Annotated in this window: 13 protein-coding genes and 1 riboswitch; of the genes, 8 read left to right on the top strand and 5 right to left on the bottom strand. The window is 65.8% G+C overall.

What is annotated here, in order from left to right:
• The first annotated feature begins 122 nt into the window (after window positions 1-122).
• The 3 genes from FBZ87_RS23120 to pgmB all read left to right on the top strand — a co-directional run bounded on the left by FBZ87_RS23120 (window position 123) and on the right by pgmB (window position 4,737).
• Window positions 123-1,592 carry an MFS transporter gene (locus FBZ87_RS23120; protein WP_244410983.1) on the top strand — a complete coding sequence of 490 codons (1,470 nt, stop codon included), beginning with the start codon at window positions 123-125 and terminating at the stop codon, window positions 1,590-1,592.
• A gap of 99 nt (window positions 1,593-1,691) precedes the next feature.
• A complete protein-coding gene (locus FBZ87_RS23125) occupies window positions 1,692-4,106 on the top strand; it encodes a glycoside hydrolase family 65 protein (RefSeq protein ID WP_145612959.1) in 2,415 nt (804 codons plus the stop codon).
• Window positions 4,093-4,737: a beta-phosphoglucomutase gene (pgmB, locus tag FBZ87_RS23130; RefSeq protein ID WP_145612960.1), complete on the top strand. Its 645-nt coding sequence runs from the start codon at window positions 4,093-4,095 to the stop codon at window positions 4,735-4,737. Before FBZ87_RS23125 ends, pgmB begins: the two co-directional genes overlap by 14 nt.
• Window positions 4,738-4,854: 117 nt before the next feature.
• Here pgmB and FBZ87_RS23135 read toward each other — a convergent pair whose 3' ends face one another.
• The 5 genes from FBZ87_RS23135 to FBZ87_RS23150 all read right to left on the bottom strand — a co-directional run bounded on the left by FBZ87_RS23135 (window position 4,855) and on the right by FBZ87_RS23150 (window position 11,638).
• Window positions 4,855-6,804 (bottom strand): RiPP maturation radical SAM C-methyltransferase, encoded by a 1,950-nt coding sequence (locus FBZ87_RS23135; RefSeq protein WP_186454935.1) that lies wholly within the window; start codon window positions 6,802-6,804, stop codon window positions 4,855-4,857.
• A gap of 96 nt (window positions 6,805-6,900) precedes the next feature.
• Window positions 6,901-7,062 (bottom strand): hypothetical protein, encoded by a 162-nt coding sequence (locus tag FBZ87_RS29335; RefSeq protein ID WP_186454936.1) that lies wholly within the window; start codon window positions 7,060-7,062, stop codon window positions 6,901-6,903.
• Window positions 7,063-7,211: 149 nt separating this feature from the next.
• Entirely contained in the window at window positions 7,212-7,478 is a 267-nt protein-coding gene (locus FBZ87_RS23140; RefSeq protein ID WP_145612962.1) for an Os1348 family NHLP clan protein, read from the bottom strand.
• A gap of 103 nt (window positions 7,479-7,581) precedes the next feature.
• Entirely contained in the window at window positions 7,582-9,684 is a 2,103-nt protein-coding gene (locus FBZ87_RS23145) for an ATP-binding protein (RefSeq protein ID WP_145612963.1), read from the bottom strand.
• Between the two features lie 208 nt (window positions 9,685-9,892).
• On the bottom strand, window positions 9,893-11,638 hold the full coding sequence (locus FBZ87_RS23150; RefSeq protein ID WP_145612964.1) for an ABC transporter substrate-binding protein: 1,746 nt from the start codon (window positions 11,636-11,638) through the stop codon (window positions 9,893-9,895).
• 186 nt (window positions 11,639-11,824) lie between these two features.
• On the opposite strand from FBZ87_RS23150, the gene FBZ87_RS23155 reads away from it, so the two are divergent.
• From FBZ87_RS23155 to FBZ87_RS23175, 5 genes are all read left to right on the top strand, one after another.
• Window positions 11,825-13,255, top strand: a complete 1,431-nt coding sequence (locus FBZ87_RS23155; protein WP_186454938.1) for an SAM-dependent methyltransferase — start codon at window positions 11,825-11,827, stop codon at window positions 13,253-13,255.
• 274 nt (window positions 13,256-13,529) lie between these two features.
• A complete protein-coding gene (locus FBZ87_RS23160; protein WP_186454939.1) occupies window positions 13,530-17,276 on the top strand; it encodes a two-component regulator propeller domain-containing protein in 3,747 nt (1,248 codons plus the stop codon).
• Between the two features lie 178 nt (window positions 17,277-17,454).
• A complete protein-coding gene (locus FBZ87_RS23165) occupies window positions 17,455-18,297 on the top strand; it encodes a p-hydroxycinnamoyl CoA hydratase/lyase (protein ID WP_145612967.1) in 843 nt (280 codons plus the stop codon).
• Between the two features lie 131 nt (window positions 18,298-18,428).
• On the top strand, window positions 18,429-19,886 hold the full coding sequence (locus tag FBZ87_RS23170; RefSeq protein WP_145612968.1) for an aldehyde dehydrogenase: 1,458 nt from the start codon (window positions 18,429-18,431) through the stop codon (window positions 19,884-19,886).
• Between the two features lie 230 nt (window positions 19,887-20,116).
• The gene (locus FBZ87_RS23175; protein ID WP_145612969.1) at window positions 20,117-20,638 is read left to right on the top strand and encodes a MarR family winged helix-turn-helix transcriptional regulator; all 522 of its coding nucleotides are present in this window, start codon (window positions 20,117-20,119) and stop codon (window positions 20,636-20,638) included.
• Window positions 20,639-20,809: 171 nt separating this feature from the next.
• A riboswitch (Fluoride riboswitch) is annotated at window positions 20,810-20,889 on the top strand.
• The last annotated feature ends 75 nt before the right edge of the window (window positions 20,890-20,964 follow it).

Genomic DNA, 20,964 nt, shown 5'->3' on the forward strand with positions numbered 1-20,964 from the left:
CGGGGCCGTCGCCCCGAAGACGGCCTCTGGGGATGGGCGGGCATTGCCCCGATCTTTGCCCGCCCATCCTCCTTTTCCATTCGGCTCCTTTTCCTTCGGCCTACAGTGAAGGTGACCATCCCGTGTCCAGCGCCGCCTCCCTCACCTCCGCCCCCCCCGGCCCGCCCGCGTTGACGGAAACCGACATCCCGGCCCGGCTGGATCGCCTGCCCTGGGGCCGGTTCCACAGCCTGGTGGTGGCCGCACTGGGCATCACCTGGGTGCTGGACGGGCTGGAGGTCACGCTGGCAGGTGCCGTCGCCGGCGCCATGAAGGAAAGCCCGTCGCTGGCGCTGAACAACGCCCAGGTTTCGGCCGCCAGCAGCGCCTATCTCATCGGCTGCGTGCTGGGCGGCCTGTTCTTCGGCTGGCTGACCGACAGGCTGGGCCGCAAGAAGCTGTTCAGCATCACCCTGCTGGTCTACCTGACCGCCACCGCCGCCACCGCCTTCAGCTGGGATTTCACCAGCCTGCTTCTGTTCCGCTTCATCACCGGGGCCGGCATCGGCGGCGAATACGTGGCCATCAATTCCACCATCCAGGAACTGATTCCCGCCCGCGCGCGCGGCTGGGTTACCCTGGTCATCAACGGCAGCTACTGGCTGGGTGCCGCCCTGGGCGCCATCGGCGCCGTCGTCCTGCTGGATCCGGGCTTACTGGGGCCGGACATGGGCTGGCGCGCCAGCTTCTTCACCGGCGCCGTGCTGGGCCTGTTCATCCTGCTGCTGCGCCGCGCCATCCCGGAAAGCCCGCGCTGGCTGATGACCCATGGCCGCGTGCCGGAGGGTGAGGCCATCGTCGCCCGCATCGAGGCCGGCATCCAGGCCCAGGGCCTGACCCTGCCTCCCGCCGGCCCGCCGGTGCGCCTGCGTGAGCTGCGGACGGTATCAACCGCCGCCGTGGCCCGGTCGCTGCTGCGCGATTACGGCCGGCGCACGGTACTGGGCCTGTCGCTGATGACGGCCCAGGCCTTCTTCTACAACGCCATCTTCTTCACCGAGGCCCTGGTCCTGACCTCGTTCTTCGACGTGCCGTCCAGTTCCGTGGGCTGGTACATCCTGCCCTTCGCGGCCGGCAACTTCCTGGGCCCCCTGATCATCGGCCGCTTCTTCGACACCATCGGCCGCGTGCCCATGATCGCCGGCACCTACGCCCTGTCGGGTGTGCTGCTGATCGGCACCGGCATCCTGTTCCAGCAGGGCCTGCTGACCGCCACCACCATCACGCTGGCGTGGAGCGTCATCTTCTTCTTCGCCTCGGCCGCCGCCAGCTCCGCCTACCTGACGGTCAGCGAATGCTTCCCGTTGGAGATCCGCGCCGTCGCCATCTCGCTGTTCTTCGCCTTCGGCACCGGCCTGGGCGGTGTCTGCGGCCCACTGGTGTTCGGCGCCCTGATCGACACCGGCTCCCGCACCAACGTGCTGTGGGGCTACGTCCTGGGCGCCGGCCTGATGATCGCCGCCGCCATCGCCGAACTGGTGCTGGGTGTGAAGGCGGAGGGCCGGTCGCTGGAAGACGTGGCTGCCCCGCTGTCTTCCACCCCGCACAGCTGAACCATCCCTGCCGGAGGGAACCCAGGCCCCCTTGCCCGGGTTACCCCCCAGGCCACCTGCAGATCGAAACCCCGCAGATCGAAACCACGTGGATCGCCCGTGACAGCCTCGCTCCCCCCCTTCCCCGCCATTCCGTCCGCCACCGATCCCTGGGTGGTCATTGCCCAGGGCGACAGCCCGGCGGCACTGAAATGCACCGAATCCCTGTTCACGCTCGGCAACGGCTTCATCGGCGTGCGCGGCGGCGTCGAGGAGGATGCACGCTCCACCGCGCCCGTCGTGCATCTGAACGGCGTCTATGAGATCACGCCCATCACCTATCACGAGAAGGCGCCGGGCTTCGCTGAGGCCAGCGACACCCGCATCCCGGTGCCGGACGGCACCCTGATCGGCCTGACCGTGGAAGGCGAACCGCTGGATCTGGCCACCGGCACCGTGCTGGAGCATCACCGCTGGCTGGACCTGCGCACCGGTGTGCTGCACCGCGCCCTGCGCTGGCGCTCGCCGGCCGGCCGTACCCTGCGGCTGGCGACCGAGCGCCTGGTGGTGGAGGATCACCCCGGCCCCGTGGTCATTCAGTACCAGGTGACGGCGGAAGACTTCACTGCCGAGGTGGTCGTGGATTCGTGCCTGGCCCCGCACCAGCCGCCCTCGGGGGACGAGAGCGGCGTGCATGACCCCCGCGTGGGCCCGCAGCTGGCGGCCCTGGCCTTCCGCCGCTGGATCGAGGAAGACGGCAGCGACGGCATGGTGCTGCGCACCGGCCGCAGCCGCCAGGGCGTGGCCGTGGCCATGACCCATGGCGTGACCGTCACCGGCGACGCCCCCATCCTGACGGCCAGCATCCGCGACCAGGGCATTGTCAGCCACACCGTGCGCACGACCCTAACGCCGGGATCCGTGCTGACCCTGGTGAAGTGCGTGGCCTATGCCGCCGACAAGGGCGTTGACGGCACCCCCGCCGATGACGAGGCGCTGGCCCGCGCCGCCGTGGCCGCCCTGGCCCGAGCCAACGCCATCGGCCTGCCCGCGCTGCGCCAGGCGCGCACCCAGGCGCTTCAGGATTTCTGGCTGTCGTCCGACCTTGACATAGAGGGCGCGCCGGAGCTGGAGCGCGCCGTGCGTTTCAACCTGTTCCAGCTGCTGCAGGGGGCGGGGCGCGATGGCCTCACCTCCGTCGGCGCCAAGGGGCAGAGCGGCGAGGGCTATGAGGGGCATTACTTCTGGGACGCCGAGATCTTCGCCCTGCCGGTGCTGGTCTACACCCGGCCGGCCGTAGCCCGCGCCATCCTGGAATACCGGCACCGCACCCTGGACGGCGCCCGCGCCCACGCGCGCGCGATGGGCCATCGCAAGGGCGCCCTATACCCTTGGCGCACCATCGGCGGCGCCGAATGCTCCGCCTATTTCCCGGCGGGTTCGGCGCAATACCACATCAACGCCGACATCGCCCACGCCGTGCGCCAATACATGGACGCCAGCGGCGACGACGATTTCCTGGTGCGCCACGGCGCCGAAATCCTGTTCGAGACGGCGCGCCTGTGGCTGGACATGGGGCATTACAACCCCCGCCGCGGCGGCCGCTTCTGCATCCATGAAGTGACCGGGCCGGACGAATACACGGCCATGGTGGACAACAACCTCTACACCAACGCCATGGCCCAGGCGCATCTGGAGTATGCGGCCGAGGTGGCGGCCCGCCTGGGCCGGGAGAAGCCGGAGGCCCTAGCCCGCATCGCTGCCGCCATCGGCCTGGGCGCGGAGGAGCCGGAGGGCTGGCGCCAGGCGGCGGAGGCCATGTACCTGCCCCATGACGAGGCCAGCGGCATTTACCCGCAGGACGACAGCTTCCTGGACAAGAAACCCTGGGATTTCGCCGGCACGCCCGCCGATCACCATCCCCTGCTGATGCACTACCATCCCCTGGTGCTGTACCGCCACCAGGTGTGCAAGCAGGCGGACGCGGTACTGGCCTTCTGCTTGCTGCCCCACCGCTTCGAGCCGGAAGCCATGCGCCGGTCCTTCGCCTTCTATGAGGCGGTGACGGTGCATGACAGCACCCTGTCGGCGGGTGTGTTCGCCCTGCTGGCAGCGCGGCTGGGCCAGATGGACAAGGCGCTGGCCTATTTCAACGATACCGCCCTGGTCGATCTGGACGACCTGCACCGCAACACCGGCCATGGCCTGCACATGGCGGCCATGGCCGGCAGTTGGATGGCCCTGGTCCAGGGCTTCGCGGGGCTGCACGCCCTGGGCGGCACCCTGCGCTTCAGCCCCACCCTGCCCCCGGGCTGGACCGGATACCGCTTCCGCCTGGAGTTCCAGGGCAACCGGGTGGAGGTGGCCGTCGGTTGCGACGCCGCAACCACCTATCGCCTGCTGGCCGGCCCCGGCCTGGCGCTGAGCCATCACGGTCAGGTCGTGCACCTGACGCCAACCACCCCGGAACAGATGGCCCCGGAACAGATGGCCCCGGAACAGGTGATGGAGGGCGCCCGCGATGCCGCGCTTTGATGCCGTGCTGTTCGACCTGGATGGGGTGCTGGCCGACACCGCCCACATCCATTTCGCCGCCTGGCGCCGCCTGGGGGAGGAACTTGGCATCCACCTCGAACCGGCCTTCGAGGAGAAGCTGAAGGGCGTGGACCGCATGGGGTCGCTGGAGTTGATCCTGGCCCATGGCCGTGTGGAGCGCACGGCGGAGGAAAAGCGGGTGCTGGCCGAGCGCAAGAACGGCTATTACACCGCCGCCGTCGCCGAGCAGACGCCCGACGACCTGCTGCCCGGCGCCCGCCGGGTGCTGGAGGAGGTGCGGGCCGCTGGGCTGAAGATCGCCCTGGCCTCGGCCAGCCGCAACGCCCCGCCCCTGCTGCAGCAGCTGGGCATCGCACCGCTGATCGACGCCATCGCCGACCCGGCGGCGGTCAAGGCGCCGAAGCCGGCGCCCGACCTGTTCCTGGAAGCGGCACGCCTGGTGGGCGCCGTACCGGAACGCTGCCTGGGTATTGAGGATTCTGTGGCCGGCATCATCAGCATCAAGGACGCCGGCATGGTGGCCGTTGGCATCGGCGATCCCACCGTGCTGACCAGGGCCGACTATGTCGTGCCCACGACCGAGCAGTTTCACATCGGCGATTTCCTGTAACGTACCGGCTTATCCTTACGCCTTGGGGGCATTTCCCCCAAGGCGTAAGGTATCCGTCCCCGCAAATCCCTCTCAACCCGACGCGGACGGCGGCGGCGCCAAGCTTTTGGGCAAAGATCAGGCGGCCGGTTCCGGCATCCGCGCCGCCGCCTGGACGTGATGGAAATAGGAGCGCCCCCAAGAGGTGCGGATCTCCTCATGCCGTGGAGCGCGGTCGAAGCCCGGCTGGCGCAACGGCAGGGCCAACAGTTCGTCGCCCTCGCGCAGCAGCAGGTCCAACGCCTCCAGCTCCGCCACCGCCGCCGAAACGGCGGCCTCGCCAAAGCGGGGTGCCAAGGTCTTCAGCAGCGGGCCGGCACCCTGGATTTCGGCGCAGGCATCCAGCACCGCCGCGGCGACGGCAGTCAGCGCGTGTCGCCGGGGGGTGGCACCCCGGCCATCCTCCACCACCGCCGTGCCGTCATTGGCCGGCGTCAGGGTCAACGTCGCGTCGCCCCGGCGCCATAGGTCCAGCTGAACGGCGAGGGCGGCATGACCAGCCGCCAGATCCTCGTCCGGCCGCGCGGGCGTCATGTCGAAGTGATAGGCCAGGCGCGCGATGCCGTCCTCGTCGTGCGGGAATATGTGGCTGTAGCCGGGCACGGGACGGATGGTGACGCCGAAGGTCGCCGGGGTGTTGAAGTAAGGACTGAAGCGGTCGGCGCGCACCCGGTGGAAGCCGCCGGGCGGATGCAGGTGGGTGATCTTGGGCACCACCGCCGCGGCGGCATGGTAATGGGCCGCCGTCTCCCCCGGGAAGCCATAGAGGTGAGACCAGTCCACCAACACGCCCGCCTCCGCCGCCAGGCGCAGGGTCTGAACGTTGCGCAACAGGGTGGTTCCCTTGCGCATCAGGGCCAGCACCGGGGTGCTGAGCGATTCCACACCCGGTTGGATCTTGCGCACCCCCGCCTGCCCCAGCAGGGCCAGCTGGGCCGCGCGCAGGTTGGCCTTGACCTCGTAATGCAGCAGCAGCGGCCGGTCCAGCGCCGCCAGGCGGGGCAGGAAGTCGCCGAAGTAGCGGCTGTCCAGAATGTTGTCGACCACCATGATCTCACGCCCATAGCGGTCGGCCACCTCTGTCAGCTCGGCATAGGCGCGATCCTGGCTTTTGCTGCGATAGGCCATGCCCAGGCCGTTCAGGCCGCAGAAGGTGCAGTGGTGTTTCTGCCCCCACCAGCAGCCCCGGGCGCTTTCGAACAGGGGGAAGGCCGGGAAACGGTCAGCCACCGCCGGCAGGCGCGCCCGGTCGGCATAGAAATCGGCATAGTCCAGGGGCGGCAGGCTGTCCATGTCGGTGACCATGCCGGCGGGCACGGTGGCCGGAAGGGTCGTCCCATCGGCGGCGCGGATGGTGGTGCCGGGCAAGCCGGCCAGATCCAGCCCCGCCGCGTGGCGACGCACCAGCTCGGGCAGCACCTCCTCCGCCTCGCCGCCTACGACAACGTCGATGAAGGGATAGCGGCGGTGCAGCTCCACCCCCATCTCGTCGCTGCAATTGGCACCGCCGAAGACGATCAGGATGTGGGGATGCGCCGCCTTGATCCGCCGCGCCAGCGCCAGCGAGGCCATGGTCTGCTGGAAGGAGGTGGAGAAGCCCACGACGGCATAGCGCGACCAGTCGACCAGGCCGAAGCAATGCTCGATGAAGCCCGCCGCCTTGTTGCGGGCCGCCAGAATGCCCATTAGCCGCTGCGGTCCGAAATAGCGGCCGTATTCCCCGGTCAATAGGCCGTTCAGGAAGGTGAACGGCTCCCCCTCCGGCGCGCCCCCCTCTGGCGTGCCATGGGCGGCGCCGGCGAACACCCAGTCCCCCACCATGGCCAGGAAATAGCGGCTGTCCTCCACTGCGGCATAGACGTCGAAGCCGATATAGTCGGCGAAATCCAGGTAGAAATGGCGGATGTCCGCCGCCACGCCTTGGCGGGCCAGCGCCCCCTTCAGCAGGGACAGGCCAATGACGGGATAATGCAGGGCGGCGACGGGCATGGCCACCAGCAGGGTGCGGCCGTCACCGGCCTTCATCATTCCCGATCCATCGGCCATGCGCGTGCCTTGAAATTCCTCAGAACAAGCGATGCGTCCTACTGAGTTTCTCACTAGGGCGCGTCGCCCATGATCAAATCAGTACCAGACACTGGGAATCGGAAGGTTCGCAGCGGGCAGCATTTCCTCATCTTGAATGTCGCGCTCTTTAAGAGCACGGAGGAAAGCTTCGCTCGCCTCGGAAGCAGAGAGGCCGAAGGCTACCAAATTTTGCTCAATATCAGCAACGATCTGCGACATAGAAGTATCTCCCGATCTTTTGGTTTACTGGATGTGAGCAAACAAGAACCCCAAACCACAGGTGGGTTCATCTGAATACTAACGTCAATTATGCTAATATATTAAGGATGGGGCCCGCCACTTAGAGCGGGCCCTTATCTTTAGGACTGTCAGAACCAGGAATTGGGCAGCGGATTGGCCGCGAAGAAGCCCTCGATATCGCTGGCGGCATCGCTGAAAGGCTGGTTGCCCAGCTTGGCGAAGAAAGCCAGGGCTTCGGGCGAGGCCTTGAAGCCAAGGGTGGCAAGCGTTCCCGGAATGTCAGCCAGGAACTGCTTACGGAAACCGGGCTCCAACAGCGCCCGTCCCAGGACCTTTTGCACATCCTCGGGAGACATTTCACGTAAAAATTGCGTCATTTTCCCCTCATCTTTCACGCACAAGGCAAATTATTGCGCATCTTATACCATGCCCCATGCGAAACATAGCTCTTAATGAGTGTCAAACATCAGTATAGCACCCTCATAGAGGGTAGATTTCTTATACTGTCAATGGCGGTATTTGAATCGTTACGTGGGTACCACCCTCCGCTTCGCTCGCTACCACCAGACTGCCTTTTAGCCGCTGCGTCACCTGATTGAAGGCGACATGCAGCCCCAATCCCGGATGGCCGCTGCCACGGGCCGTGGTAAAAAAGGGCTCGAATACATGAGCAAGAACGTCGGCGGGAATGCCACAGCCATTGTCTGCGACTGTCAAGACCACGCTGCCAAAAGTATCCATCACCACGGAAACCATAACCTCGCCGCCCTGCCGGTCTGAAAAGGCATGGTCAATGGTATTCGCCAGAATGCGCGTCAAAGCATCCGTCAGCAGCTCCGGCACCGTGCGTATGCAAAGCCCATCCTCTATTTTAAGAGTCAGACCAATACCGCCCTTGTCGAAAGCGGGCCGAAATAGAGCGACCACATCCGTCAGCAAAATGGACAGATCGGTATCCAGGATGCGGCCGTCGCCCTCGGCAACGGCAACGGCGGAAAAACTTTTGACCAAGGTAGCGGTGCGGGCGGCATTGCGTTCCACGACCATCGCCAAGTCGCTCCATTCGGCAATACCTTGCTCAAGGGCGGCGCGAGTCAGCCTGCCCTGGCCCATTGCGGCCTTTAGATCTGCGACCCCGCCATGCAGACTTCCCGCGGCCGTCAATACGATGCCCAAGGGCGTGTTGATCTCATGCGCCACGCCGGCGACCAAGCGGCCGAGTGACGCCATCTTCTCCTGCTGGACGAGCTTGTCCTGAGTCGCCCGCAACTCAGCCAGCGTCGCTTCCAATTCATTATAGGAACATGCATTGGCTATGGCGATGGCTGCATAGGCGCATGCTGACCGCAGAACCTCGGCGGTCCGCTGGCCATAGGCATCGATGTCACGGCTTTGGGCGGTGATGAGCCCCAGCACGCGGCCGGAGACCACCAGCGGGCACCATATGGCGGCCTGGATCGGCCCACCAACCAACCCACCGGGGGTAATGGCCGCCGCCCATCGCTGCGCCTCCTCCCCCTGGATCAGGACCTCCTTCTCCTCGTTAAGGGCCCGGGCGGCTGGTTCGTTGATGACGGACAGGGCCCGAGGGGTAATGGAAATAGGGACGCCGTGCAGGATGAAGCGATCGAACAACAGCTCCCGGCCATCCCCTGACCGCCGGGCGATACCAAAGGCATCCATCGGGATGAGATCGGCCAAATGCTGGTGGAGCGCGTCGTGCACCTCGGCCAAGTCTAGAGTGGCCGTCAGCGCCCGGCCAGCATCACCCAATTGCCGCAAAGTTTCCGCCGAGTCAGCGAGATCGCTATTCGCCTGACGCAGTTCCGCCGTACGCGCCTCCACCTGTTGCTGCAGCAATTCGGAATTGATGCGCAGGCGCTGTTGATACCGGCCGATCAACCAAGCCAGTATCGCCACGCCAAGCATGACCGCCACCGCCGAGTACAGGAAGGTGCGCACCGTTTCAGCGGCTTGCCGGGTCGCCTCCTCCGCCTTGGACTGGGCGTCCTTACCGGTTTCCATGACGATCTGATTCAGATCGACCTGCATACGGCCGAACACGGCCCCAAAAGGCTCGATGAAACTTACCGTGCTGGCGAAATCTATGCTCAGCATGGAACCAACCCAGGCGACGGCACCTTTATAATCGGCCAAGCTGTGGAGGATTTCGTCCACGCGCGGCCGCTGGTCGGGCGTGGCGTACAGGTCGCGATAAGATTCCAGATCGGCGGCCAGAAGATCGACCTGCGCCGTGATCGCCCCCAATTCGACCGACACATCGATGGCTTGCCGCCCGGCCGACTTGACCGCCAGCAGCCGGTTGAAACGCGCGTTCACCGCCTGGACCCGTGTATTTATATCCGACAGCTTGATGCTGCTGGCTAGGTTCCGGTCGACAATCTGATCAATGGCGCCGGTCAGGCGGTAAAGGGTCCGTTCGCCGGTTCCAAAAAGGGCGACCATCAGGAACCCCGCCGCCAGAACTGGCAGAAGGATGCGCAGGGTCGCCCGGATGCGCGCGCCCTGTCGCAACTGTGCCAGGACGCCGGCGTCCCGCCGGCCCATATCGACGCTATCGCCCCGCACCAGTGCTCCCAATTCTGTCACCCGCCTGGCTTTTTGGAGACCGCTGCCACAGCCTTCATGGAGCTAAGGTCATAGCACCCGCACCAGTTGCGTCACAGAGTTATTTAACGACTGGCGATCGTCGCCACATTGCCCTGGGAGATTACCATGTTGGTGCCACCGCTCAGAAAATAAGCAGCCCACCCCAGCCGTGACCACGCGGGGCTGGCCCCAACCGCCCTCACAGCCGTGGGTGCCAATACTCCACCGGCGCCGACGCGAAGGTGCGCGCATCCACCGCACCGTCAATGCGCTTGTTCGCCAACGTGATCACCGTGCCGAACCACAGCGGCAACGCCGGCAAATCATCCGCATAAGCCTTTTGAACCTCCGTCAGCGCGTCGCGCCGGGGATCAACGGCACAGCCCGCCTGGGTCAAATGATCCAGGGCGTCATCCAGCGTCTTGATCCGCACGGCGAAATAGTTATTCCCCCGCTTGCCGTTGGCGGCGTTCGGGATCATCGTCGAATGGAACCAGAATCTGGCGGCTTCCAACCCCCCTTCCAAAGACTGGGAGAAACCGACAAGTCCGGAATACCGCTGGGTCGTATCCACGGCATCGCCAGACAGGGCGGCGTCTTCCACCAGGTCGACTTGCGCGCCAACGGCCTGCCAAGCCTCCGCGAGGCGCGGCGCCAATTGGGGCCAGGGATGGTTTCCCCTATATCGCAGCTCAAACCGTAGAGGCACGCCGGATATGTTATGGCGCATGCCGTCACGCCCCCTGACCCAACCAGCGACGTCGAGCAATTGGTTGGCCTTGGTGAGATTGAACGGATACCGGCTCACCGGAGCATATCCGGGCATGAAGGGACTTAACAGGCTTTGAGCGACGGTCCCCTTCCCCTCCAAAACCGAACTCACCAGGGCGTCGCGGTTCAGGCTGAATAACAAGGCCTTCCGGACCCGTAAGTCGGAAAGGATGGGGTTAGTGAAATTCACCTTCAGGTGGACCAGGAAATCGGACGGCGCGTAAAAAGCGTTGTAGGCATTGGCCAGATCCCGGGCCAGCCGGCTGCCGACATCAAAGGTAAGGGTAGTGAAAACATCCACCTTTCCAGCGCGGACGGCGGTTTCAAGGGCGGCCTGGTTGGCCGGAACCAGAAGGTCAACTTTTCCATAGGCGGGCTTTTGCCCCGGCCAGTAAATATTCTCCTCGAGATGCAAGGTTGTGCCGTCGGCGGCCACCACCCGATACGGACCACTATAAAGACCCGGGGTGCCTGGCTTCGTACGGTAAAGCGAGTTTGAGAAGTATTCCGCTGGGTTGGATTGCCAAATCGGCTTTTCCAAATGAGCCGGGAGCAATGGCGGCACTGAGAGCTGGTCGCTACAGGCGGAGCCCGTGTAAACGACGTCGAACCGCCGCTCATCGATCACCTGAATTGACTTCACGTTGATGATGCGCTGGTCAGAGTCCGCCAGGCCGCGGCCGGTGCTTGTTAAGACGTCCCAGGTAAATGCGACGTCAGCCGTCGTCATGGCGACACCGTCAGCCCATCGCACATCCGGGCGCATGATGTAGCGCGCGATCGTGATCCAGGTTCCATTCGAATCGCGCACCGTCCGCAAGGAACCATCGGCCACGGAGGGAACCGAGACGCAATAAACGCACGTCAGTCCACCCGGGCCGGCTTCCAGAAGTGGCCGGTTGACGAAGCGCTTCGCCATGACGTGGCCGAACTCGTCGCCTTGAAGCGGATGCAGGTCGACCGGCCAGCTGCCGATGACGGCGGTCGACACCACAGACTCCGCCTTGCCCGCCGCACGTGCTTGGTCGGACCATGCGGCCGAAGCCCCGATTGCCAAACAGACGATGACAAGGCCGGCGAACGCGTGGCGCGGCCACACTCGGGAAAAGCCGATATCAAACAACGAAGCGCCCCTGGTCTGCGGATAGGCGGAAGCCGAGGCACTATCATCCAACTCTCCACCCGATTGCAAAGGTCCATTAACGCACCATTGACATGGACCCTCTCGCCCCGCTGCGCCTGTCCTCGCACCCTCGGGGCGAAGGGGGATTCTGCCCGGATGCCATATTCCATCTACCCGTTCTGATTGTAGACTGGTAGCTTATCTGCCCAACTACAAACTCAACCGATGGGGGTAGTGATGCCGGACACCAGAATTGCGGATACCCAAGCGATCCTGACTGAAACCAAAGCGAAACAATCCAGCGGCAGCCTGGCCATTGTGGGCACGGGCATCCAGGCGCTGGGCCACCTGACCCGTGAAGCCGAGGGCCACATCCGCCACGCCGACGTCGTGTTCCACTGCATCCGCGATCCGCTGATGCTGGCCGACCTGCACGCCCTCAACCCCAACGTCATCGACCTCACCACGCTGTACGGCGCGGACAAGCGCCGCAGCCTGACCTATGTGCAGATGGCCGAGGTGATGGTGGCCGAGGTGCGGTCCGGCCGCCGCGTGACGGGCGTGTTCTACGGCCACCCCGGCTTCTACGTCGCCCCCGCCCGCCTGGCCCTGACCACCGCCAAGGCCGAGGGTTATGACACCTGCCTGCTGCCGGGCGTGTCGTCGCTGGACTACCTGTTCGCCGACCTGCGCGTGGACCCCAGCCAGTCCGGTTACCAAGCCATGGAGGCCACCGACTTCCTGCTGCGCAACCGGCCGCTGGTGACCAGCGGGCACGTCGTGCTGATGCAGGTGGGCCCGGTGGGCGACCTGTTCCGCCCGGTGACCGACAACCTGGAGCGCCGCGCCATCCTGTTCGAGCGCCTGATCGAGATCTATGGCGAGAACCATCCCTGCGTGGACTATGTCGGCGCCACCCGCCCAGGGCAGAAGCCCGTGCTGCGCCGCCTGAAGCTGGGCGCGTACCGCGACCCCGCCAACCTGAAGCGGCTGAGCAAGGCCAGCACCCTGTACATCCCGCCCAAGGACAGCCTGGACAACGACATGGCCATGGCGGAGCGGCTGGGCATCAGCGCCATGGTGGGCAAGCCCCTACCCGTGCCGGCGGCGGAATCCGCCCCCATCACGCTGGTGCCATCCACCCCGCCCGCCATGTCCCAGGCCTACTTCCAGGCCATGCAGCAGATCGCCCTGGACCCCGACGCGGCCCAGTCCTTCCGTGCCGATCCGGTGCGCTATGTCACCAGCTTCGGCGCGCTGAACGCCGATGAGCAGCGCTGGCTGGCCGCCTTCGCCAAGCCGGCAACGCCGGTGAAGGTCGTCGCCGCCGTCGAAGAGGTTCAGGACCAAAACGTTTCGACCGAGGATGTCCAGGATCAGAACGTCTCCACGGAAGACGTCCAGGACCAGAACGTCTCCACCGAGGACGTCCAGGATCAGAATGTCTCTACGGAAGACGTGCAGGACCAGAATGTCTCCACCGAAGACGTCCAGGATCAGAACGTCTCCACCGAGGACGTCCAGGACCAGAATGTCTCCGTCGAGGACGTGCAGGACCAGAACGTCTCCACCGAAGATGTCCAAGACCAGAACGTCTCCGTCGAGGACGTTCAGGATCAGAACGTTTCGGTCGAAGACGTGCAGGACCAAAACGTCTCTGCAGAATAAAAGCAGGTGAAATTACTGCGGGGTCTTGGCAGAAAGTCCGGGTACGCCATCGTATATCCGGCCTGGCTTGCCAAGGCCCCGTTTTACCGGGAGGCACATATCGCGACAGACTGATCGGTCATTACCCTGACGCCGCCGTTTGACGTATAAGATGAGCCTCATGCTGAATTTCGTTCAGGAAATTGGAAGATCGCTCAATAAAATCGGGCGGGCTGGCGTACTGATCGCCGTCTGTTTACCAATTCTCACGGCCGCACCGGCGCGTGCCACCGAGATGTGGCGTAATTCGGTCATCGATCTGTTCACCCGGTACAACGAAGACAAAGGCAAAAGCATCGAATACATCACGGCCATTCAGCAGGACCGTGAGGGCTTTCTGTGGGTGGGCACTGCCGGCGACCTGGCGCGCTTCGACGGCTATCGTTTCAAATCCTATGGCGGTGGGGCCACCGGGCCCTATGGCCTGCCCGACAGCAACATCCGCACCCTGCACACCGACGTCCAAGGGCGGTTGTGGGTGGGCACCAGCGCCGCCGGCCTGGTGCGCTACGACGCCGCCACCGACCGGTTCGTGCGCGTGCCGCTGGATACGATGAGCCATATCGACGTCCGCAGCATCGAGGATGACGGGGCCGGCGGCCTGTGGGTGGGAACCGAGGGCGGGCTTGACCACCTGGCCGCCAACCAGGAACCGGCCACGCACCTGCACGGCGCCGACAATCCGGCGGGCGGCGTGGTGGGCGACAAGATCCAGGCGCTGAAGCGCGACCATCTGGGATATCTGTGGGTGGGAACGGCCAACGGCCTGGCCTATCTGCCGCCGGGGCAGACGGAATTTCGCAGCCTAACCCTGCCGCGGTCCGCGGCCATGGATGGCGTCACCACCCTGTACGAAGACGGCCATGGCCGCCTATGGCTGGGCACCAGCCGCCACGGCGTGCTGCTGCTGCAGCTGGATAATACGGGCGTGCCGCAGTTCCAGGCCGTGCCGGCATCCTTCGCGGGCGTGGCCGGCGACTGGGTCAAGGCCATCCTTGAGGTGCAGCCCGACGTCTTCTGGATCGGCACCATGGGCGACGGGCTGCTGGAGGTGGACCTGGCCAGCGGCGCCGCCAAGACCATCAAACGCAACCGCACGGTTCCGGACAGCCTGCTGAACGACAACATCCTGTCGCTGTACAAGGACAAGGCGGGCCTGGTCTGGGTGGGAACCTATCCCGGCCTGTGCCGCTTCGATCCCTCCGCGCAAGCTTTCCGCTTCCTCACCCCCATCTCCTCCAACCCCCAGACGGAAGACCGCAGCGCCCATTCGCTGATGGTCACCCCGGATGGCAAGCTGTGGCTGGGTCGCGGCCGGGGCGGCGTGGATGTCCTAGACGCTTCGGGGCAGCTGGTTTCCCACCTGGCCTCCGACCCCGGCAATCCCGAACACGCCCTGCCGGCGAAGGTGGCCCGATCCTTCGCGGTTCAGCAGAACGGTACGGTGTGGATCGGCACCCGCGACGGCCTGTACCGCACCGACCTCAGCGCCGGGGCCGTGCATCTGACCCGGGTGCCGGGGCTGGATGCCGCCCTGAACATCTCCAGCCTGCAATGGGATGGGACACACCTCTGGATCGGCGATTCCAACGTCGGCGTCTGGGCCTACAATCCCGCTACGGGAAGCGCGCACCCGCTGGGCCAGGGTACCGGCGGCCTGCAGGATCAGCGCATCACGGTGCTGCAACTGGCGGATGACCACGGCCTGTGGATTGGCACTTACAGCGGCCTGTACCTGGCCGGCATCGACAGCGGCACGGTTCAGAAGATCGACCTGGACAGCGGCAACCCCACCACCTTGACCAGCCACAACATCGCGTCGCTGGCCACCGACCGCCAGGGCCGGCTATGGGCCACCATCTACGGCCAGGGTGTCGCCATGATCGGCAAGCCGGATGCCAAGGGCCGGCGGCCGGTGAAGTTCCTGGCCAGCGATGTGGAGCCTTTGCTGGCCACCGCCAACGCCGTGGCACAGGACGAGGACGGCTTCATCTGGGTGTCCACCGATACCGGGGTCGTACGCATCGATCCCATCACCATGGCCATCCGCCCCTTCCAGCGGTCGGACGGCGTGTGGCTGACCACCCACTGGTCCACGTCCGTCGCCAAGGGCCCCAACGGTGAAATCCTGTTCGGGGCGGAGGACGGCGTCACCCTTATCCACCCGCGCCTGCTGGCCGACTGGACCTTTGTGCCGCCGGTGGTGGTGACCCAGGCCTATATCGGCCGGCGGCAGATTCCGGGGTCGCAGGTGGCCCACACCACCACGCCCCTGACCATCCATCCCGACGACCACGGCTTCCGCCTGGAGGTCGCCTCGCTGGATTTCTCCGCTCCGGAACGCAACCGCTACGCCTACAAGCTGGAAGGGCTGGACCGGGACTGGCTGGAGATCGACGGCAACTGGCGGCAGATCGCCTACACCAACCTGCCGCCCGGCAATTACACCCTGCGCGTGCGGGGCAGCAACCGCAGCGGCCAATGGTCGACGGCGGAGCTGACGGTGCCGCTGGCCGTCTTGCCCGCCTGGTACCAGACTTGGTGGGCGCAAATGCTGGGCATCGTCGCCCTGGCCGGGGCCGTCGGCCTGCTGGTGCGGGGCCGCACCGCCATTCTGCGCCGCCGCCAGCAGGAGCTGGAGGCCGTGGTCGCGCAGCGCACGGTGGAACTGACGGAAGCCAACGCCGCCCTGACCCAGTCCGCCGCCATCCTGCGCCGCCTGGGTGACGCCGGGCAGGACATCACCGCCACCCTGATCCTGGACGCGGTGCTGAGCACGCTGAAGCGCTATGTGGGTGAGCTGCTGACCGGCCACCGCCTGGTGCTGTACCGACTGCAGGGGTCGTACCTGGAACCCGCCACCGCCGACGGCAGCGCCGTCGAGCCGGTCTACCTGGAGGATCCACTGTCCCTGCCCGCCCGCGCGGCGCAAAGCCGGCAGGAACTGACGGAGACGGTGGAAGACGGCGTGGCGCTGGCCTATCCGCTGGTGGTGGAAAACCGGGTGCTGGGCGTGCTGGTGGTGGTCGCCGACCATGCCTATGGCGACCGGGAACAGATGATCTTCCGCACGCTGTGCGCCTATAGCGCCATCGCCCTGGAAAACGCGGAATCCTACCGCCGTGCCGAAACCGCCTGGATGGAAACGGCCCAGGCGCTGGCAGATCTGCGCACCACCCAGTCCAAGCTGATCCAGCAGGAAAAGATGGCCTCGCTGGGCCGCCTGGTGGCCGGCGTGGCGCATGAGGTCAACACGCCCCTGGGCGTGGTGCTGACCGCCGCCGGCAGCCTGCGCGGCAGCCTGGAGGACGTGCGCGACAACATCGCCCAGGGCAAGCTGACCCGCAACGCCCTGGAAACCGGGCTGGAGGAATGGTCCGACCTGGCCGACCTGGTGGAACGCAACACCAAGCGCACGGCGGCCCTGGTGAAGAGCTTCACCGCCATCGCGGCGGAGGACGGCGAAAGCAAGGTGACGGAGGTCGACCTGTCCACCCTGCTTCCCGATGTGGCCAATGTGGCGCGGACAGCCCTGGCCCAAGGCGCCATAGAGCTGACGGTGGACGTGCCCTATGGCCTGGTCGTGCCCACGGTGCCGGAATCGCTGGTCAACGCCCTGACGCACATCCTGGCCAACACCGCCGACCATGCCTTCGACCCGGGCGCCCACGGCCATGTGACGGTCACGGCCTCGGCCGAGGGCGGTGTGGTGCTGATTTCCGTGACCGACAACGGGCGGGGCATTTCCGCCGAGGTACTGCCCCACATCCTGGACCCGTTCTTCACCACCGCCCGGGGTCGCGGCCATCCCGGCCTGGGCCTGCACGTGGCCTACAACCACGTGACCCAGCGGCTGAAGGGCAACCTGACGGTCGACAGCGTGCTGGGACAGGGCACCACCGTGACATTGGTCATCCCGTCGATGATCGGCGCCAGCCTGAGCGCCACCGCGGCCGACCGGCTGCGCGCCTTTCGTGCCTGATCCCTGACACCCGGATTCCGCGTCCGCCACCGTCCCGGCGGCCTTCATTTGCGACGTCGCAAATGCGGACGCCCGCCGCGTGCGGTCTATTGCGCTCATAATAGTTATTCTATATAAGTTAATAACCGGCCGCGAACCGGCCCTTTAAAGAAATGCAGTTGAGGAGGCCCTGAGGCCCATGCCCCAGTCCAAATATGCGGATCGTTGGAAGACCGTCCTAGTCGATGTCGTGGACGGTATCGCCTGGGTCACCCTCAACCGGCCGGACAAGCGCAACGCCATGAGCCCGACCCTGAACCGGGACATGGTCGATGTGCTGGAAACGCTGGAACTGGATGCGGACGCCCAGGTGGTGGTCCTGACCGGCGCCGGCGACGCCTGGACGGCGGGCATGGACCTGAAGGAATATTTTCGCGAGACCGACGCCGGCCCGGAAATCCTGCAGGAAAAGGTGCGCCGCGACGCGTCCACCTGGCAATGGCGGCTGTTGCGCTTCTATGCCAAGCCCACCATCGCCATGGTCAACGGTTGGTGCTTCGGCGGCGCCTTCTCTCCCTTGGTGGCTTGTGATCTGGCCATCTGCGCCGATGAGGCGGTGTTCGGTCTGTCGGAGATCAACTGGGGCATCCCACCGGGCAACCTGGTCAGCAAGGCCCTGGCCGACACCATTGGCCACCGCGCCGCCCTGCACCTGATCATGACGGGCGAGACGTTCACCGGCCAGGAGGCCGCCCGGATGGGCCTGGTGAACAAGAGCGTGCCGCGCGACCAGTTGCGGGAAGAGGTCACCAAGCTGGCCCGGGTCCTGTTGGCCAAGAACCCGGTGGTGCTGCGCGCCGCCAAGAACGGCTTCAAGCGCTGCCGCGAACTGACGTGGGAGCAGAATGAGGACTACCTGTACGCCAAGCTGGACCAGGCCCAGCTGCGCGACCCGGAAAAGGGCCGGGAGCAGGGCCTGAAGCAATTCCTGGACGACAAGAGCATCAAGCCCGGTCTGCAGACCTACAAGCGCGGCTCTTGAGAGGCGGGGGCTTAAACGCCCCCAGGCGGTAAGGATAAGCGCCGCCGCCCAGTTCCCGGGACGCTATCCTTACGTCTTGGGGGACAGCGCTGGCGGCCTGTGACAACGATAAAACCCCAGGGAGGGTCCCGATGACGACCACCACCATCGGCCTGCTGATCGGCGGACGCGACGTGCCCGCCGCCGGCGGCGCCACCTTCACCCGTGCCAACCCGGTCAGCGGCAAGGTCGTGACCACCGCCGCGGCGGCAACCGCGGCCGATGCCGACGCCGCCGTGGCCGCGGCGCAGTCCGCCTTCCCCGCCTGGGCGGCGCTCAGCCCTGGGGAGCGGCGCCAACGCCTGCTGAAGGCGGCCGACCTGATGGACGCCCGCACGGCGGATTTCATCGCCATCGGCGCCGCGGAAATCGGCGGCATGCCCAACTGGTACGGCTTCAACGCCATGCTGGCCGCCAACATGCTGCGCGAGGCGGCGGCCATGACCACCCAGATCAATGGCGAGGTCATCCCCAGCAACGTGCCTGGCAGCCTGGCCATGGCCCTGCGCCAGCCCTGCGGCGTGGTGCTGGGCATCGCCCCCTGGAACGCCCCCGTCATCCTGGGGACGCGCGCCATCGCCACGCCGCTGGCCTGTGGCAACACCGTGGTGCTGAAGGCCAGCGAGCAGTGCCCCGCCACCCATCGCCTGATCGGCCAGATCCTGACCGAGGCCGGCCTGGGCGATGGCGTCGTCAACGTCATCACCAACGCCCCCGCCGACGCGCCGGCCATCGTGGAGCGCTTGATCGCCAATCCGGCCGTGCGGCGGGTGAATTTCACCGGCTCCACCGGCGTGGGCCGTATCGTCGCCCAACTGGCGGCCACGCATCTGAAACCCGCCCTGCTGGAGCTGGGTGGCAAGGCGCCGCTGCTGGTGCTCCACGATGCGGACCTGGACGCGGCCGTTGCCGCCGCCGCCTTCGGCGGTTTCTTCAACCAAGGCCAGATCTGCATGTCGACGGAGCGGCTGGTGGTGGACTCCCGCGTCGCCGACGCCTTCGTGGACAAGCTGGCGGCCAAGGCCCGTACCCTGACCGCCGGCGACCCGTCCGCCCCTGGTTCCATCCTGGGCGCTCTGGTGAACGCCCAGGCCGGACAGCGCATCAAGGCGCTGCTGGACGATGCCGCGGCCAAGGGGGCCCACATCGCCGCCGGCGGAACGGTCGATGGCGCCATCATGCAGGCCACCGTGGTGGACGGCGTGACGCATGAGATGAAGCTCTATGCCGAGGAATCCTTCGGACCCGTGGTCGCGGTCATGCGCGTCGATGGCGACGAGGAGGCCATCCGCGTGGCCAACGACAGCGAGTACGGCCTGTCGGCCGCCGTGTTCAGCCGCGACGTCGCCCGCGCCCTGACGGTGGCGCAGCGCATCGAGTCCGGCATCTGCCACATCAACGGCCCCACCGTGCATGATGAGGCGCAGATGCCCTTTGGCGGCGTGAAAAGCAGCGGCTACGGCCGCTTCGGCGGCAAATGGGGCGTAGCCGAGTTTACGGAGCTGCGCTGGGTCACCATCCAGACCGGCCCCCGCCATTACCCGATCTGAGGCTCTCGAAAGCCGGCCATCCTTACCGTTTGGGGGATGGCTGGTCCCTTCCCGGCCGGAGTGCCGCGCGGTATCGCTCGACAAGCGGTGGTTCCCCTGGACGATCAGGACAATTACCGGGATACTTCCACCAACGCTATTGGCCCCGCCGCCCCGGCTGATATAAGGGCCTGAACCGATCATCCACCCTACCCTTTCACGCCGCTCCGCTTTTTTTTGAGACCGCTCCCATGCCGGCCCTGAAGAACACCACGCCCGCGACCGATGTGCTGACAGCTGAGGAAAGCCCCGACGAGTCCCTGCCCGCCACGGCCAAGGCGGAAACGGCGCTGGACTGTTCAAAGCTGGAGCGATTCGTCGGCTTCAACCTGTCGCGGGCGGAAACACTGGTGCGGCGCCTGGTGCTGGAGCATCTCGCCCCTTGCCAACTGACCTTGGCGGAATTCTCGCTCCTGAGCCTGGTGAGCGTGAACAAGGGCGTGAACCAGCGCCAGGCGGGTGAGGTTTTGGAAATCGCCCCGCCCAACATGGCCCACTTGGTCGACCGCCTGGCCAACCGGGGCCTGCTGAAGCGCGTGCGCGGCCGGCAGGACCGGCGGGTGCAGATGCTGAGCTTGTCGGACGCCGGACTTGAACTGTTGGTCCAGGCTGAAGGCCTGGTGGAAGAGCAGGAGGCCAAGGTGTCCGCCGTGCTGACGGCCGACGAGCAGACCCAGCTGCTGACCCTGCTGAACAAAATCCGCACTCTGTAAAGGCATGCCCGACTCGGCCGATCACGAAAATTAACTGCATCTTAGCTTTCTTCCTGGTCGCCAATAGCCAGCGAATCGGATAGCCGCGCGCGATTCAATATCCTTCGCGCCCCAGGTGGGCGACAGCACTGCGCGGCAAACCGTTGACAGGGGCCGTCGGCATCCGTCATAGCTGATTCTGGCAATGGATTTCTGCCTGGCCGTCTCCTGGCCGAACCGCCCCGTCCGGGGCTGATGATTCCTACCTTCGGTGTTTCGCCACCTGATGGTTGGAGTCCGTCCGCAGTGTCCGCGCCCTATCCTTACTTCATCAGTTCCGGGTTCCC

Origin of the sequence: Nitrospirillum amazonense (assembly GCF_007828035.1) — a bacterium.
GTDB classification, from domain to species: Bacteria; Pseudomonadota; Alphaproteobacteria; order Azospirillales; family Azospirillaceae; genus Nitrospirillum; species Nitrospirillum amazonense.

Coding starts and splice junctions, on each gene's coding strand:
- pgmB (WP_145612960.1), top strand. CDS start 4,093: ATGCCGCGCTTTGATGCCGTGCTGTTCGACCTGGATGGGGTGCTGGCC.
- FBZ87_RS23135 (WP_186454935.1), bottom strand. CDS start 6,804: ATGATGAAGGCCGGTGACGGCCGCACCCTGCTGGTGGCCATGCCCGTC.
- FBZ87_RS29335 (WP_186454936.1), bottom strand. CDS start 7,062: ATGTCGCAGATCGTTGCTGATATTGAGCAAAATTTGGTAGCCTTCGGC.
- FBZ87_RS23155 (WP_186454938.1), top strand. CDS start 11,825: ATGCCGGACACCAGAATTGCGGATACCCAAGCGATCCTGACTGAAACC.
- FBZ87_RS23160 (WP_186454939.1), top strand. CDS start 13,530: ATGTGGCGTAATTCGGTCATCGATCTGTTCACCCGGTACAACGAAGAC.
- FBZ87_RS23165 (WP_145612967.1), top strand. CDS start 17,455: ATGCCCCAGTCCAAATATGCGGATCGTTGGAAGACCGTCCTAGTCGAT.
- FBZ87_RS23170 (WP_145612968.1), top strand. CDS start 18,429: ATGACGACCACCACCATCGGCCTGCTGATCGGCGGACGCGACGTGCCC.
- FBZ87_RS23175 (WP_145612969.1), top strand. CDS start 20,117: ATGCCGGCCCTGAAGAACACCACGCCCGCGACCGATGTGCTGACAGCT.